The organism is Salmonella sp. 2020_1459 (genome assembly GCF_043847915.1).
In the GTDB taxonomy this organism is placed as follows: domain Bacteria; phylum Pseudomonadota; class Gammaproteobacteria; order Enterobacterales; family Enterobacteriaceae; genus Salmonella; species Salmonella enterica.
In genome coordinates this window covers 24612-40549 of the sequence record NZ_JBCMFA010000008.1, presented here as the reverse complement: position 1 = coordinate 40549, position 15938 = coordinate 24612, and the positions used below count along the sequence as shown (strand labels likewise).

Here is a 15938-nt window from a genome sequence, read left to right as displayed (position 1 = left end):
ACACCATTCAAATTGATGCCAGTCCCTTACCTGTCAATGTTGTTTACGGTTCCTTTCCCCCTTTTGTGCGAGTAAGCAACATGAATATACAAGTCTTAACGACCAATGCCTCTGTCAGCCCAAAATAAGTCGACATTCCTGTGCATGGCGCTGCAGCAGGAATAGAACGGCAGACATCAGCGCGGAATGGAATCCCGGCTGAAACAGGCTCGTCTGCCATGAGTCAAAACGCTGGAGCAGTTCGACTTCAGCTTCCAGCCAGGCATCGATCGTAAGGTCGTCCGGGAGTTGGCCGGTCTGGCGTTCGTGGAGCGCTGCGAGAATGTGATCCTGCTGGGGCCCCCGGAGTGGAGAAAACCCACCTGGCCGCTGCCCCCGGTGTGAAAGCGGCAGATGTGGGCCATCGGGTGTTGTTCATGCCGCAGGACAGGTTGGTAGACGCTGATGAAAGCGAAGCTGGAAAACCGCCTGGAGCGCCAGCTACAACAACTGAGCTATGTGCGGGGGCTGATCCTGGACGAAATAGGTTACCTGCCAATGACCAGTGAGGAAGCCAGTCTGTTCTTCCGACTGCTGAACCGACGGTATGAAAAAGCGAGCATTATCCTGACGTCAAACAAAGGCTTCGCAGACTGGGGAGAGATGTTCGGTGATAACGTGCTGGCAACAGCGATCCTGGATCGGCTACTGCATCACTCAACCACACTGAATATCAAAGGAGAAAGTTACCAACTGAAGGAAAAACGCAAAGTCGGGGCGCTGACCAAAAGCGCAACGCCAATCAGTGAAGATGAAATGGCGGAAAGCGGACAGCAGAAGTGATCAAACAGCGGATATTAAAAATAGCGAAAAACGACCATAAATCCTGGCGTTGACATCCTCAAGATTTAATATCAGAAGCTTCCATGCCGCCGCATCCAGACTTCCAGTTGTCCCTGGTGGCTTCCGAAATACCGGCCTCCCGGTAGACATCTTTAACAGTCCGTCCGGATTCGACTGATCTAATCACAGCGATGATCTGGTGCGCAGTAATACGGGCTTTACGCACAGCGATCTCCTGCGTCGGCAGATTGATTATGTCGGATGATCTCTAAATGTGAATGGCTCGATTATGCGGGATACTTACAGTGCAACCTGGCGCCATTTTTCAGTACACTGCAACGTTTCTGGTATGGGCTTAACTTCCGGCTGCCCAAAAACAGCCCCGTCCTGTTTCCGGGTATTATCATTTCCGTCAGTCGGCATCATGTTTTGTATTGGGCATCGTCAAAAGACGACTGGCTGACCAGTCGCATATCTCGATGCCTCAATTCAGTCATCATCATGTGGGTTTAAGTCAGGAACGTGTCAAAACCATTCCAAACGGGTTAATCATCATTCAGAAAATCAATTTGTGGGCGATTATTCCATTTATCTTCAATAAAAGACAGAAAGCGTTGAAATAAAGGAGAATAATACTGACGATGACGCCATACAAGATAAATGGGGAGATCTGGAACCCTCCATTCAGGAAGTATAATTTCAAGTTCATTATTTTTTAAGTATTTGGTGGCAAGCCAGGCCGGAGTCATGAGGTTGATACCCTTTCCTTCTAAAACCAAATTAAGAACACTCAAAAGATTATTGGAAGATAAATGAACATTAACAGCGCCACTAATAGTGTATGATTCATCTTGACGGAAAAGAGTAAGAGGTCCGGAAAGACCATGATTGTGAAGACCCACAATAATGTGATTTTCCAAATCGCCAGGGTGTGAGATCCTGCCATATTTTCTGATATATTTCGGACTCGCACAAAGAACCAACTTTAAAGGGCTTATCTTTCGATACACGAGATCCTCACTTTCGATTATGCCACTTTTAAAAACCAGCTCATCAAACTCCAGGGATTTACTAAAAAAATCGCTACGCTCTCGTGAATCCAGGTAGATTTTTGTATCCGGATAGCTAGCTGTAAATTCCCATATCCACTTATTGGCAAGAAACTCACAGACAATAGCCGGAGCCGAAAATTTTATACTCCCTCTGATAATTTTATCCGGATTTCGCAATTCATCCAGCAAGGACTGAAAGGAAGATGTTATCCTTTTCATGCTTGCATAGGCTGTCTGACCAGCTCCAGTCAGTTCTAAGTGATGTGAATCGCGCCGAAGTAAAGTAACCTCAATAGAATTCTCAAGGCGACTAAGCGATTTACTGACAGCAGAAATGCTAATATCTAATTCCCGTGCAGCCCGGGAAAGATTCCCTACTTCCGCCACTTTAATAAATATCATCCAGTCTCGCATACCACGATTATTGATCAGTTCCATCATTATCTTCCGTTGATAAAAGAAATTCTTATATCAAATGAGCTATCAACGACTTACTGATACGTCATTGTGTGCCTCAATGTCCTTGATATCATCTTAATAAAAAATCTATTGGCTGCAAAATAGCATCTGAATCGATCATGATTTTGCATCCATCTCCGGTTACTAATTGAACCTGTTTACCACTCAGTGTAAATACCCTATCTCAGAAGCGATCGTCAAGGTTGTCGCCGAACCAGATCTCAATAATAAAGTGGTTCATTGTCATGCACCCGTTCTGCAAAGGCATTCTCCTTTTCTGTGACGCAGTCTGGAGCACATTAATTGCATCGTTCACCTAACAAAGTATCCCGTGGAAACAAGCAAAACATCGCCAGATTATTCTTACTTGCGTACCCCCCACCCGGCTCGATATTATTTGTGAAAGCGGAGGAAACAGAACAGACGGTTTAAATAAGACACTTACTCAAAACACAAACCTATGTGCAGGCTCCTCTCATTTCGTCACGTCGCTGATATCCAGCTTTACTGGCGCCAGGGGAAGATATCTGCGCAAGGCAATAATTCCGGCGCAACAACAACCACTCCCGCTGGGCCTCTGTACATTCAAAATCGCCCATGACCAAAAGCCAGCGGGTAGAAGCCCTGCGCCAGTGACCTGCTGCCTCCAGATTCTGCGCAACCGGGTCTATCACGGCCTCCGGTGTTATCTTATTTCTGCTCAAAATCAGCACCATCATTTGGGATATAGCCTACAACCCCTGCCCGCCGATGATGGGGGAGGATTCGGTATGCAGCACTTTCATCCTGGTCTCCGGCTCAGTCAGCTATCCGACGTGGCCCCTTATGCCGGGCCAGCAGCGAAGAAAATCCGGGCGTGGTGTGATAAAACAGACGACGTTTCAGCCAGCCCACATTCTTTCGCTCCTTTGTGTTGATACGACCAATACGCTGTGAACCGATGACTGGATTGTTCATACGCCTTTCTGTGGTATACAGGTATGTGAACCCCAGCTCTTCAGCCACATGAATATAGTCAGAACAATACCAGCCCTCAGGCCAGCACAGATGCTGACTGCAGTAACCCAGCATCTCCCTCATCCGCTTACGACTAAGAAGAATATCGACACGAAGCAAATCCGACGGATTACGGGACACAGGTTTCTGGTCCCAGCGTCGGTGGGTGTGCGTGTGCGAGTGAAACTCAACAAGGCCACTGAGGTGCATCTCCCGGACCTCTGACCAGCGCAGCATGACCTCATCAGCCCGGCCTTGTTTAACCAGCATCTGACACTCATCATGAGAGTACACCGGTTCGCCTGCAGGAATACGGACCGGTCCGTCACTGATCAAACTGGTCACAAGAAAGAGATGCGCATGCAGATTAAACTCCTGCAGCACCGGAAAAACCTGCAACCAGTTATCCAGCCAGCCGCCATCAAAGGTCAGCATGACGCTTTTACGAGGCAATCTTGCACCATGATAAAAAGCTTCCACCTCTGCAGCGGTAACGGTTTTCCAGCCAGATTCAGCCAGCCATTTCATCTGCGCCCGGAACGTACAGGGAGATAAGGTTATCTGTCCGGGTTTATCACTGACATGGTGATACATTAATACCGGTAAATGTCGTGCATAAGACATATGCTTTATTCCTTTATGTAAAAAATAAATTATTTTTACGCCTGAGGGGACAAGAAAAAGCCCCCTAAACATAAAATCTTAAATATCACATATGAATACCTGACAGATAAACAAACCTTATACCAGGGGCTTATAAAGCCCCGCTCACAAAAGAGTGAATCAAACAAACCCATAAAACAGAAAATAATAAAGGCATCAGTGTCCGTTAAATTATTTTACGAAACATAATATTCCTCTCCCTACAAAAAAAGATGAATTTCAGATTTTAAAATCAATCAGCAATTGATTTTTCTGCAATGAAGATTGCTAACCATATTTGCCTTGAGTAAATTTTCAATACATCCTCGAGCCTGATATACAGTATTCGCCTTATTCACTGATACAGGAAGTATGAGTGGAACGGATGTCTACGCCTCCTCGTGTGTCAATGCACAGGCCTTAAAATCCAGCGTCCAGGTATCCGCAGGCACTTCCTGATTGCCATCAACGACCACACTGAAACTGGCGTTATCTGCAGCGGTTCTTAAAATGGCGCCACGACCACTCACCGTATCTGGTTGCCACCCCTCACCCTCCAGGCGAACCTGAATGTGATGGCGAGGATCCTGTTGCCCGCTCAGCAGCAATACGGCAGGCGTGTTACCCGCCTTTTGCTCATCGCTCCATACCCGAAACCCGCTGTGACTGCCGTGATAAGTCACCCAGCCTTGCGCAAGCACCATCCCATCTGGCACGTGCCCAGCCCGAAAGTAAGTCCCTACACGTAGCGTTGTCTGAAGTTTTTCTGCGGCGTTCGCTATCGGCATCAAGCTACTGGCAGCGACCAGTAAGGTTACGCTATAGATAACCGTTTTCACTCGCTGTATTTTCATCCACATTATTCTCTCCTTCAGAATCGGCTATCTGCAGAGACCGCTCATTTGATACAAGCCCGCGATTCCCTTGTGGGCAGGTAGCTGGTAGTTAACCCGACATTGCTGTGCTCCCCATTTCACCGTCAGTTCGCCCTTATCCGCCAGACCAGTGAGATAAACCTGGCTATCAGTATCCACCAGAGCAGCACTGCCATCCTGCCCATTGACTGTAACCTGCGCCCCGAAAGGAATGGCGCTACCATCTTCCCGTTTCAGCGTCATCAGTGCCCTGGCCCCGATGCGAGTGTGAAACTTCGCTTCCACCACCGCCCCTTCGGTTGGCACCACGCGCACATCGGTTTGTGTGACCTCTGCGTCATCCGGTAGTCGCGACGGATCGAGGCTGACTGTATTCTCCTGATAGACGTTCAGGTTGCCCACTGTGGTGTCGCCACGAAAATCCGTCTTAACGCCAGGCCAGCCGCCAACTGGCACCCCCGAGGCCCCTGGCGCTTCAACCAGCGCCACTGAGCCTTGCAAAGGTTGCCCCAGCGTCACACCATGATGGTGGATAACTATACCTCCCGCGATATTGACTCCCATCTGGCGCATCGCCCGGCTGTAGCTATAGTCACCACCTAACAGGCCGTAATCCCCATTCCATGCCAAGTGCAATGCGCTGTTATTACCACCACCTGGCGGGGCATCGGCACGGTAACTCTGACGCACCTCCCAATCCAGTTGCTGACTGAATGCCTCTCCGTTGACCCCCACTTGTTGCGTCTGACCACCGTGTGATGGTGAAGTCATCTGCCAACTAGCACTTACATTATTCCCCGTCCAGCGGCTTAATGGCATACTGAACCACAGGCTGGTTATGTTCTCTTTACGGTGCGCGCCATTGCGCCACAGCGTTCTGTTTTGATTCCAGTTCAATGACAGCGAGCCCCCTCCGATAGAGGTTCCCCAACTCAGTCCGTAGCTGTCATCATGACCGGGGCGATTACGCCAGTCGGTACGGGAACCGGTTAAACTCAGATTGCCCAAATGCCTCCCCCATGACTGACTCAACATCAGGGTAGTACGCGAGCTCGGCTGCAAATTTTCCCGCCACGACCATAGACGGTTGCCATCATGTCGATAACTGTCGAGCACATCGGATAGGGTGTTATAGCCCTGCGAGGCATACTGCCATCTCGTCAGAAAAAAATTTGTCCCCGTCGCAGTCAGCTGGTTGCTGTAACGCAGTCGCCAGGAGGCTCCTTGCTGTACCGCCTCCCCCTGACGCTGACTGTGTGTGTCGCTTCCATCGACAGATAAACTCCCCCACCGCCCGAGAGATCCCCCCAAACCAAGCAATGCAGCTTGATAGTGCGTTGCACTCTGTATACCGCCGTATGCAGTGAGATTCCACGGCAGACCATACATCAACGTAGCCTGCGCGATCTGCGCCTTATCCGTTGCAGAGTCTGACGATCGGTATCGGCCCGCCAACAGGCTGTACTTCAAATATCCCTGGTGCAGTGCTATCGCCGGGGTCTGATACGGCACCACAAACATTTGTGTACTGCCATCGGCCTCCCACACGGTGACATGCAGATCACCACTACTGTCTGTTACCGACAGATCCCGCAGTGCAAACGGTCCGGGCGCCACGGTGGTGTTGTAAATGGTGTAACCATTCTGTTTGACCTCCACCCGAGCCTGCGTGCGGGCAATCCCACGCACTACCGGAGCAAACTGCCGCTCACTGTAGGGCACCATGTTGTCATCCGATGCCAACATCACACCGGTAAATGGCACACTATCAAATATCTCCCCCTGCGAAGTCTTTTGCCCCAGAGTCAGACGACTTTTTAGTGAGTACAGTCCACGCTCAGCATAGGTATATGCTGCCTGCCACTTCCCCGACTGTTGACCACTCCGCTGCCAGCTGGTCGCATTGCGGACACGCCACGCACCTATATTGATTCCCGGTTGCAGTTGTACCCAGGAAGAGTTGTCACGCCTCTCCATATCCATTTTGTAATCCGTCTGCGTTGTCCTCGCACTGTAGTTCATCAGAAACGCCGGAATACCATCATCCCAGAGATCTTCAGGAGCGATCCCCTTAAATTTCGTACGCAACGCCACCTGAGGAATACTCAGTTGCAGTTGCTGATTATTGATATCCAGTACCGCTTTAGCCTGTGGAATGGCGCTCAGATCCGCACACTCATCTGGGGTCTTTGCTGCTTTCCACAACTGAGGGTAATCTTCCGTTTTTACGCCGTAGCGTGAAAGCTGACTGACCGTCAAACAAGGAGCCAGAAAAGGCGTTCCTTGCCCATCCTTTTCCAATTTGAACACCACATCACGGGTGTCGACACGTTTACCATTCACCATCACGTCCACGCGATAAGTCCCTGGCTGTTGTACCCCCTGGTTAAAGAGCGACATATCAACCCCTTTCGCTGCATCGCCCAACATTGATGCATCGAATGTGTAAGCGTGCGCATTTGCGCAATGAACCACTCCCGCGATGAACAGTAGCAAGGCAGGTTGTTTGAACTTCATTTTCTGCCGCTAATTCCTTGAACTTATTTAAAAACGTAGTGGAACGGATGACTTTCACCACCTAAGTCTGTAATAATTTTCCACTCGACATCACCACGAGTGCCACCTGGCATATTTAGTGTTTTGTCAGCAAAGGGGGGGATATACTCAAGCCCTGTAATGGGCTTTCCCCCTACTGTGACAGAGGCTAAATTCATGTAAAACGGGGTGGGGTTCTCTACCTTAAGTTTGTTGCCCGTCTCCACCCATCTTAAATTTCCTGCAACATCTTCCGGCGTCCCCTTCACGGCATCCGGGCGGAAAATCAGCTTGTCACAGGTGCTGATGGACAAATTGAGGTCAAGGGTCGCGCCCTTAGCCTGTGTATCCGACGGTTCATTTTCGGGTGGTACCGCCTTTATACAGACCCACTGTAAAGTTTCACGATCCGTTGGCATGTCACCACCAGTACGGATAATACGCAGTTGACTCTGCTGGTTCGCTTCTAAACGAAATAGAGGCGGCATCACCATAAAGGGGGCTGGCGAATTTTTGTCTTCTGCTTTGACTGAAGACTGAACCAAAATAGGGTAATCCTGCGGGTTGCTCACCGAGAGCGTCGCGCCGGGTGTACCAGCGTGATAAATCACCCGTGTAGCTCCCAGCTTCACGCTGAATGATTTAGTGGCTGAATTTAATTGCTGCCTGGCGGCATATACTGAAACCATAGAATTAGAGGCGAACAAAGCTACCGCCATTAAAACAAAATTAATTGTTTTCATATCAAAAATTGTAAAAGAAAAACGAAAAATTTGATGTGTATTACGCCTTAAACAAGGCGCAATACACTAATAGTTGTTTACTATTACGCCTGATATCCCACTACATCTAAAGTCAGTGGGTACGTATCAGGTGAGATATTCTGCTCCCCCACCGTAGTAATATAAAGTGGGACATTGGTATCAAAGGTGATCCACTCTCTCCCATTCCACGTTTGCCTGCCCTGACTATTGTTGGTCACATCCTTAGGTGATAAGCCCACAGTGAGTGAGTTGCCACTATTTTTACCAGTTATTCTCCATACAATGCCAGCATTGTCCATCATCACGCCAGAAGCCCCCCTGGCCCCGAATTCTTTAACAGAAGTAGAATCAACTGTAAGCTTCGCAATAGCCGTACCTGTAGGCTCATCCCCAGCAATTAAACCCGGCACTTGATCCAACGATACGGTTAAATGTTCGGGAGCGGCAAAGTTAATATCCACTGATTTCTCTTGCATTGTGTTCGGCAAAAATGAGCCAGCATAACAACTAGCAGCCATCATGCTCAACGCACTTGCGATAATCAATTTTTTTATGCTTTTCATTTGAATAACCACCTTTTTTTAACCAAATTAAAATAATCCAGCACATCCAGAACACATAACACCATACCAAATCTTACCGTATGGAAAAATCCGTGGCTGGTAATAACAGCTTGTGCTTATTGGTATTTGTTACCAATTCAAATAAGTAATGTCATAAAAATCTATATATCAGAGCACCTCTTAATCTGAAAAAAATTGCGTTATTGCCAATATAAACAGTGTTGATGTTAACATCGTGTTGTCAGGGTGGAATAGAATACTAGTCAAAAAGCAATTATACCTTCCATTTACATTCAAGTGATAACATTACAATGACACCCACCACACTGGGTGTGGGAAACTTATCTTCGAAGAGAGGATAATTATCAGGCATCGTTGCAACATTGTTTATATTTAAACATACATCTCCTAACTCGACGGTAAGATTATTAGTTAACTTTTCCTCGCAGGGAAGATCTTTAATGGAAAATCTTGTTTTCCGAAACGGAAAAGCAATTATAACGCTCCAACGAGAGTCTCAACACTAAGAGCTGACTGACACAGGTCAGACTGATTATACAGGCATGAAAAAGCTCTCCCCTTCCTTTCAGTTCTTGCTGGATTATGCAAACGTCGCACCACCTCCCCGTGAACATGGCACATTAATTTGAAGCAGCTCTCATCCGGTATCGCTTTTCAGTACAGCGAAATTCATCGCAGGTGCCCCTGTAAATAGACCCGTTTTAGTTCCATGCATTTTTAAGATTCCGGCCAGATAATGTTGTTAGTGGTATTCCTTCGGTATCATATTGTTCCGCGATTCATATGGACGTTCGCAGTTATATTCTGATAACCCTTTATCCGCAATTTCCCGCACCTCATTCAGCGTTCTGAACAGATAAGAATTGAGTATTTCTGTACGGTATGTCCGGTTAAAGCGCGTGATGAAAACGTTTTTCTTCGGCTTACCCGGCTGGATAAACGCCAGCTTTACTACATGTTTCTTTGCCCATTCAGCCAGTGCCAGCGAGATAAATTCCGGTCCCTTATCCATACGCAGCATGGCCGGATAACTGGTGCAGCCAGTGAGTCAGCTCAACCCAGGGATTAGAGCGTAGTTTGCAAAATGCCGTTGCCGATTCCAGCGACCGGAATAGTGGGCCGGCCAGTTTTCCATACAACGCACTGCGTGAAACAGGAGTTTCCATGTGTTATGCCTTGTGACATAAAAATTCATAAAAATAATGCATCAATGCACATAAATATATAAACAATTCTTTATTGATAGCCTCGAAAAAATATCGAAACAAAACAATGATACAGATCAGGGACTAATTAGCAACCAAGCCGTTAATATTAAATAATCAATGAACAGCAAGATAAAAATCGCAATTGAAGAATTAAAAGAAATAATATTTCAAAAAAGACATCTATGCATACAACAATGCATTCACGACGAAAATAATAAAAAGGGTGTCATCAATAATGACTCCCTATGAATTTAGTTAAAATTATTTATGAATTAAAACTCCCTAAACGTTTCCTCCAGAAAAATAAATACATTTAAGGGACATAATGAAACAAGACATGTGGGAATTACGGAAAATACAGTCGCAGGGTATAACGGATAACGCACAGTATCCCGCAGGGACATACATCGTATTTACTGCCGCCCCCCCTACATTCCGCTTTTTGAGCAACATGGGAAAGACGATATCGCGCTCAGTCTTGTTCGCCACGAAGAGGCGTGGTGGATTGTTAATCACTCTGATGAACTGTGTTGTGCCGTCAATGAGCAGGTGATGGAACCTCATCACCGTATGCGGCTGAATGATGGAGATACGATTGAATGGGGTCTGTCATCCTGGTGCCTTGCCCGCACCAATGATGAGTCCCGTCCCGATGTTTCGTTTCCTCAGTTGGTTCAGTCATCTGAATCTGTTGCTGAGTACCTGGATCTGGACTGGTTTAAACAACAACAGCTCAATCCGCAGAACCCGTTCGATATTATTCCCGTCCGGGAAACCGCATCCTCTTACACTGGCCATGAAGCGGATAGCACGCTACACCAGCTTTACCAGGAATATCAGCAGGCATTGCGGCCCTCCGGGCAGGAAAAGCCCCTCCGTGCTAAACCGTTTCCCCGAAATGAAGACGCTGTCACCCAGGATTTGACGTCGTTATACGATAAAAAGGGCGACACCGACACGTTACAGGATATGGTGGCAGGCGCGCCCGGTATTGATGCCATTCTGGATACGCTGGACACGACCGGTGAAGGTGAAATGCACTGGCTGGCGATGGAATCAATGCCCGATACCCGTAGCAGAAAGTCATAATAATCAGCACTTAACGTTAACGCATCATCCCGAGTGAACCACGCGCTGTGATTCTTCGGAAAATGCGGGAGATAAGCATATTCAGGATAATCAAGACCAATGGCGCTGCACCAGGCTTTCTGTATCCGGGTCCCCATATTATCAGCGTCAGGCTTTGTATAATCTCCCAGATAGGCATAGGCCTCTCTGTCAAACAGCAGAACCAGATGGTAGTGAGGATGTTCCCTGGTAACCCGTTCCCTGGCCCAGATATAGCCGAGTGGCACAGGCTCACCAGGTCTGCCAGAACGCTTGTGTTCTTCCCTTAACTGGCTTTTAAGGGATTCCATAGCCCGAGTAATGGCTTTCTCATCATCCTTCTGAAAGCATATCGGCAAGTCCGGCTCTCCTGGCACATGGGACTGAGCAAACCTCAGGTCAGCGCGCAGAGCGAATATCCGGTTATAGTTTTCCAGATAATTAGATATTACAGCAAGCGATCGACGAAGCATATGGCGTGATATTCTCGAATCATATTTATCTTCAGCTTCCTGCAGCAGAAATTTAAACTCTCTCTCAGCTAAATCATAAGGTGACTTCATAATAATCTCTTTTATCGAAATTCATTAGATAATGGGTAGCAAGCAGCTACCCATGCAATTAGGCATACAGGTTCCCCTGCAGGAATGTGTTACCTCTGCAGACATACAGATTTTATTATTACGTTAGCGCATACATACCGATACTTATCGTATTAGTGTAAGAGTACCTACCCACGATAAATATAGTACCTACCCACGATAAATATAGTACATATACCGACTAATCAATACGGATAATAATTCCACTCACAACAGCGAAACCCGCTACACGCCAGGGAATGCGTGGAATATAATCATCTGATATTGAATGAAAATCACTCTGAAGTTATCCTTTCAGCGGGACGCTACTGATAGCACTACCTCCCCCATGATATTCTGGTATACCTTTCAAAGCCTTGTGTTCTGTATCCAGTTCTGAAGGTGCCATTTCGGAAGCCAGGTATTTGATGTAATGCGTCCCACTTTCGTCCTCCCACAACTGGATTTTACCCTCCTCAGCAAGCTGTTCCAGAACAGGCTCAAGATCAGCTTTTTTTCTGAGTGAACGATGTATCTCTTGCATCATTTCACGCCTTAAAAAATCATAAGACCCATTTTTAACAAGATGGTTTTCAAGCCAACTGAGTACTCTTTCAGAATGGGAAGGTCCCCTGACCACATCCATTTTTACAATAAAATGATTAAGGTGCCATTCCGATATTAACAACGCAGCTTCCAGTGTTTCCAGCGTAATAACGGTTGAGTCAGGGGTGATAAACAACTGCATCACAGCAGCACTCCTAGCGGTATGTTCGCAGTACCGCGCAGCCCAGTCGTTATAATGGTACAGCTTTCCCCCCTGCTGCATCAGACGCTTTACGTCCCTGCCAACATAACGCAACCGCTTCTTTGCGTCAGGAGCAAAAGTCATACAGATTCGGGGTTGATTTTTTTTTCTGCGTTCAATCCCGGCAAGTAAATGTTTTTTCTGAATGGCATAAAACTTTTCCAGATCGGACTCATCGCCAGAAACCAGCTCATCAATATCAATCTGTCTGGTGAGTAACGTAAGATCCATGGTTAACGTACGCGCATAAATTCCCGTAGCTCGTATTGCGTTACCCAGTGATTTCAGTGTGCAGTCATGTGGCTCCGGCTGTGTCATCAACAGCATACCAAGCCGGGGATCTTTAATATCTGTGATACCCGTTGACGCACGACTGATCCGATAATCATCACCACACCATAGCGTATTATGAATTGCGATCTTACGGCGCATGATGCTTTCATACAGAGCACTTCCCTCGTCAGAGGTGATACCCAGACTGGAGTATTGCCCCAGCTCTTTCAGAAGGGCTTCCGGCGTGGGATCCGTTACCGTCAGATGCACCCTTACAGGCTTAACCGGTTCATTTCTGAGACATTCATCCAGTTCATTTCTGGCTGTCTCCACTCCCTCTTTCTGGCGTACAGCTTTCTGAAACGATTTCTTAAGGCTCTTACATTCTTCATCCCATAGCACGTGTTGCCGTTCATACTCCTTCAGTCTGACTGAAAACACCTCTGCCAGCTCACGTTCAGTCTGATGAATTTGCGCCATAATGAGCCTGTATACTGTCGTTTTTTTGCTTCCGGACCTTGCCAGTATTATGTGAAAATGCGATACAGGAACGATAATATCATCTTCAATTTCAACATCATACATATCCTGGCAGGCCAGAGCCATGCTCCCCTGGAGGGTTGCAAAGATAAGCTCAACCGCCGCGCTGGTTTTGCCATATATGAAAGATATGATTTGTTGAAAAAACGTCAAAATTGCTCTGGTGTTCAGATTAACATGATGATTTTGAGTTTTTTTATGGGTAAGCTTCATTGCATAGTCTCTTTTGAGAAAAAATTAAACGCTTCTGGAGGCGATCCACTCATCAACGGAAGTGGAACGTCATCCAACGGAAGCAGCACCAAGTCTCACGATTTTTGGAAACGTTTCGTCGTAATACCTGGATTCGGGATTTAGCTTTTCATAGATAGTTGACCGGGACAGACCGACTATCTTCGTCAGTTCTCTCATGCGCAGAATGCGCTGTTGTGGCTCTGATTGTCTGGTGTAAACAGATGACATTTTCGATTCTCCTGTTGGATGTCTCTGGCTGTGGTCGCAATTTTCCACAGGAGCTGAAATACTGTCCCCGTAAAAAAAACAAAACCAACCGCAGGGAGTGACAATGCACACTTTTGCCAGTCTGATGTACGATGTTTATCGGTCTTTTGGCTTATTCAGTAAAGGGAACAGGCGGGCTGCTATACGGGGGGCTGCGACCTTTTCCAGCCATCAGCGCTTTTTCGGTAATCGTGAGGATGAAAGACATCAGGAACAGAAACACTATGATGAAATCATCGGGGTTCTTGATGCAGAACAGGTGTTCAGCACAACTCAACGAAGGGAGATTTTTTACAAATACGAGCAACTTTATAATGCCCTGATGGCTCGCCCCGTCTTTACTGAACTGAGCCGGGAACAAATAAAAAAGCGATATGCTCTGCATATAATCCCCAGATTAATCGCACTTGACATATATAAAACGTACAAAGACGAAAACAAAAACTGTTTTTATCACCATATACACCAGTTCTTGCTGAAAGATTATTGCCCATGCTGGCAGGATAAAAAGAAAGGGGGTTTATCTGCTGTCCAGAAGTATCTGAAAAGTTTAGCAAGAAAACAAAAGTTCTCTCATACAGATTCAGAAAACCTGGCGCCTCTTTTCAAAGTAATTGAAAATATCCGCCCAGGTAATACACAGAAAAAAAGCACGCTGGAAGCATCAATTATAGACTGCATTAAGGCGTATTCTGGTATTGTTGACGATGATACGCTTAACAGCGTCAGAGTCAGTCTTGATAATATAAAAAAAGCCCATTACTCCCTGACCGTACTCCTTAATGTCGAACGAAAACTCCCTGTCATTAACATCATATCACGGTACTACAGAAACTATGTAGACAATGGAATAAAACCCGGGAATATATCAGCAATGTTATGCAGACTACTGTATGAGCCAGAACCCCATGATTTTATCCATCATGATACCATGATTAACTCAATTGCGGATTATTATCATGAGAGAGTAATAAAACCGTTCTCCCTGAATATAAACGAGGAATGTTTACAGAGTATCAGCGCATTAAAAAACATCATTTTCAACTTCAATGATAAAACCATTATCTCCGAAGTACAGTTAACTGACATCGCTGTAAAATTAAAAAAAGAACCCCATAAACAGTTTATTCAACCGTATATTGAACTCTGGAAGGTTATAGATTTAATCAGTAAAGGCGAAACAGAGGAAGCATTTGAGAAAGTCAAAACTATTTCTCTGGACGATTTACCTGCAGGATATCTGGCATCCGCTTTTTTAGTTATCCATATTGCATTACGTATAAAATTTGAGAGGAAAAACGTTAAAAATGGTGTTTTCTCATTATCTGTAACATCCATCCTGGAAAATCAGGGGATTTACACTGACTATATCCCCGTCAGTCAGGCTTATACAGAAACCCACAGTGACGACTCTGTTATAAAAAGTACTCTCCTTTCTGAATCCATTTTATCAGATGCCAACAATCTGACCATCATCCGTTCGGTAAGGATGTATAATAACATGGTCAGGAGAATAAGTGACTGGAATGACCTTGAGCTGGAAGGCATTTATCCTGAGTCTGTTTACGGGCTTCTGGATAAAGTTGACACTATCCTGGGTAAGATACTCAACATTATCTTTTCTGAAAAAATTACTTCCAGTCAAGATTTATCCTGCATCCTGAAAAATAATAAAATTCTGACCCGAGGTGAACTGAATGATAGCCTTATAGGCATACTGGTTAACTGTCCTCTTTTGGCGTGCGTACGGGACATCGAGAGTCTGATAAAATATCTTCGCTGCCCTGGGGAGGAAATAAGGAATATGATTCTTTCAGTTGATAAAAAATTGTGGGATTTGATATATGGAGCCCTGACGATTCTGGAGGAAGAAAGAAAAATACAGACTGGGAAAACACAGGGGGGTGGAAAATAATTGCATATTTTTACATATCCCCCCGGCTACAGTGGCTACGTGTAGCCACTGTAGCCGGGGGCTTACATTGAAAGTAACATTTTACTGATCAGAAAAAGCAGGTGAATCAAGGCTTATGGGTGATCGAGGTGCTCAATAATCGCACTAACTGGTAATAGGTAACGTCTAGCAGAGACGATACTTGGCCTGGATGTATGTCTTTTTATTAAAAAGGGCTTATCCATTAAGAATAGGCCCTGTAAACTCAGACATCAATCTCTAATAAGAACCAAATAT

At 46.1% G+C, this 15938-nt stretch carries 9 protein-coding genes and 8 pseudogenes; 3 read left to right on the top strand and 14 right to left on the bottom strand.

Annotation, left to right across the window (positions count from 1 at the left end; all coding sequences use genetic code 11):
• Positions 1 to 231: 231 nt before the first annotated feature.
• Positions 232 to 822: pseudogene (locus tag ACH0VJ_RS19255) on the top strand (ATP-binding protein).
• Between the two features lie 64 nt (positions 823 to 886).
• Here ACH0VJ_RS19255 and ACH0VJ_RS19250 read toward each other — a convergent pair.
• From ACH0VJ_RS19250 to ACH0VJ_RS19200, 11 genes and pseudogenes are all read right to left on the bottom strand, one after another.
• Positions 887 to 1048: pseudogene (locus ACH0VJ_RS19250) on the bottom strand (transposase); the annotation flags it as partial.
• Positions 1049 to 1128: 80 nt separating this feature from the next.
• Positions 1129 to 1248: pseudogene (locus ACH0VJ_RS19245) on the bottom strand (hypothetical protein); the annotation flags it as partial.
• A gap of 119 nt (positions 1249 to 1367) precedes the next feature.
• On the bottom strand, positions 1368 to 2315 hold the full coding sequence (locus ACH0VJ_RS19240; protein ID WP_000970302.1) for a LysR family transcriptional regulator: 948 nt from the start codon (positions 2313 to 2315) through the stop codon (positions 1368 to 1370).
• A 496-nt stretch (positions 2316 to 2811) separates the two neighbouring features.
• Positions 2812 to 3049, bottom strand: a pseudogene (locus ACH0VJ_RS19235) (PerC family transcriptional regulator); the annotation flags it as partial.
• Positions 3050 to 3131: 82 nt separating this feature from the next.
• Entirely contained in the window at positions 3132 to 3953 is an 822-nt protein-coding gene (locus tag ACH0VJ_RS19230; RefSeq protein WP_000119375.1) for a polysaccharide deacetylase family protein, read from the bottom strand.
• Positions 3954 to 4360: 407 nt separating this feature from the next.
• Positions 4361 to 4831, bottom strand: coding sequence for an AfaD family invasin (gene afaD, locus ACH0VJ_RS19225; protein ID WP_000266948.1), 471 nt, complete (start codon positions 4829 to 4831; stop codon positions 4361 to 4363).
• 21 nt (positions 4832 to 4852) lie between these two features.
• A complete protein-coding gene (locus ACH0VJ_RS19220; RefSeq protein WP_000669613.1) occupies positions 4853 to 7363 on the bottom strand; it encodes a fimbrial biogenesis outer membrane usher protein in 2511 nt (836 codons plus the stop codon).
• Between the two features lie 23 nt (positions 7364 to 7386).
• Positions 7387 to 8124, bottom strand: a complete 738-nt coding sequence (gene safB, locus ACH0VJ_RS19215; RefSeq protein ID WP_001537407.1) for a pili assembly chaperone SafB — start codon at positions 8122 to 8124, stop codon at positions 7387 to 7389.
• An 83-nt stretch (positions 8125 to 8207) separates the two neighbouring features.
• Entirely contained in the window at positions 8208 to 8708 is a 501-nt protein-coding gene (locus tag ACH0VJ_RS19210) for a Saf-pilin pilus formation protein SafA (protein WP_000835843.1), read from the bottom strand.
• 763 nt (positions 8709 to 9471) lie between these two features.
• Positions 9472 to 9756: pseudogene (locus tag ACH0VJ_RS19205) on the bottom strand (integrase core domain-containing protein); the annotation flags it as partial.
• Positions 9755 to 9895 (bottom strand): annotated as a pseudogene (locus ACH0VJ_RS19200) (Clp protease ClpB); the annotation flags it as partial. The pseudogenes ACH0VJ_RS19200 and ACH0VJ_RS19205, both read right to left, overlap by 2 nt.
• Before the next feature lie 367 nt (positions 9896 to 10262).
• On the opposite strand from ACH0VJ_RS19200, the pseudogene tagK reads away from it, so the two are divergent.
• Positions 10263 to 11026, top strand: a pseudogene (tagK, locus tag ACH0VJ_RS19195) (type VI secretion system-associated protein TagK).
• A gap of 35 nt (positions 11027 to 11061) precedes the next feature.
• On the opposite strand, the pseudogene ACH0VJ_RS19190 reads toward tagK, so the two are convergent.
• The 3 genes and pseudogenes from ACH0VJ_RS19190 to ACH0VJ_RS19180 form a co-directional block, all read right to left on the bottom strand.
• A pseudogene (locus ACH0VJ_RS19190) lies at positions 11062 to 11517 on the bottom strand (inovirus Gp2 family protein); the annotation flags it as partial.
• 415 nt (positions 11518 to 11932) lie between these two features.
• Positions 11933 to 13459 carry a YfjI family protein gene (locus ACH0VJ_RS19185; protein WP_000778661.1) on the bottom strand — a complete coding sequence of 509 codons (1527 nt, stop codon included), beginning with the start codon at positions 13457 to 13459 and terminating at the stop codon, positions 11933 to 11935.
• Between the two features lie 69 nt (positions 13460 to 13528).
• Complete coding sequence (locus tag ACH0VJ_RS19180; protein ID WP_371356333.1) at positions 13529 to 13657, bottom strand: AlpA family phage regulatory protein; 129 nt, start codon at positions 13655 to 13657, stop codon at positions 13529 to 13531.
• Positions 13658 to 13811: 154 nt separating this feature from the next.
• On the opposite strand from ACH0VJ_RS19180, the gene ACH0VJ_RS19175 reads away from it, so the two are divergent.
• Positions 13812 to 15662 (top strand): hypothetical protein, encoded by a 1851-nt coding sequence (locus tag ACH0VJ_RS19175; protein WP_000556732.1) that lies wholly within the window; start codon positions 13812 to 13814, stop codon positions 15660 to 15662.
• The last annotated feature ends 276 nt before the right edge of the window (positions 15663 to 15938 follow it).

Excerpts from the sequence above, each read along its gene's own strand:
- ACH0VJ_RS19230 (WP_000119375.1), bottom strand. The coding sequence starts at position 3,953 with ATGTCTTATGCACGACATTTACCGGTATTAATGTATCACCATGTCAGT.
- ACH0VJ_RS19185 (WP_000778661.1), bottom strand. The coding sequence starts at position 13,459 with ATGAAGCTTACCCATAAAAAAACTCAAAATCATCATGTTAATCTGAAC.
- ACH0VJ_RS19210 (WP_000835843.1), bottom strand. The coding sequence starts at position 8,708 with ATGAAAAGCATAAAAAAATTGATTATCGCAAGTGCGTTGAGCATGATG.
- ACH0VJ_RS19180 (WP_371356333.1), bottom strand. The coding sequence starts at position 13,657 with ATGAGAGAACTGACGAAGATAGTCGGTCTGTCCCGGTCAACTATCTAT.
- afaD (WP_000266948.1), bottom strand. The coding sequence starts at position 4,831 with ATGTGGATGAAAATACAGCGAGTGAAAACGGTTATCTATAGCGTAACC.
- ACH0VJ_RS19175 (WP_000556732.1), top strand. The coding sequence starts at position 13,812 with ATGCACACTTTTGCCAGTCTGATGTACGATGTTTATCGGTCTTTTGGC.
- ACH0VJ_RS19240 (WP_000970302.1), bottom strand. The coding sequence starts at position 2,315 with ATGATGGAACTGATCAATAATCGTGGTATGCGAGACTGGATGATATTT.
- ACH0VJ_RS19220 (WP_000669613.1), bottom strand. The coding sequence starts at position 7,363 with ATGAAGTTCAAACAACCTGCCTTGCTACTGTTCATCGCGGGAGTGGTT.
- safB (WP_001537407.1), bottom strand. The coding sequence starts at position 8,124 with ATGAAAACAATTAATTTTGTTTTAATGGCGGTAGCTTTGTTCGCCTCT.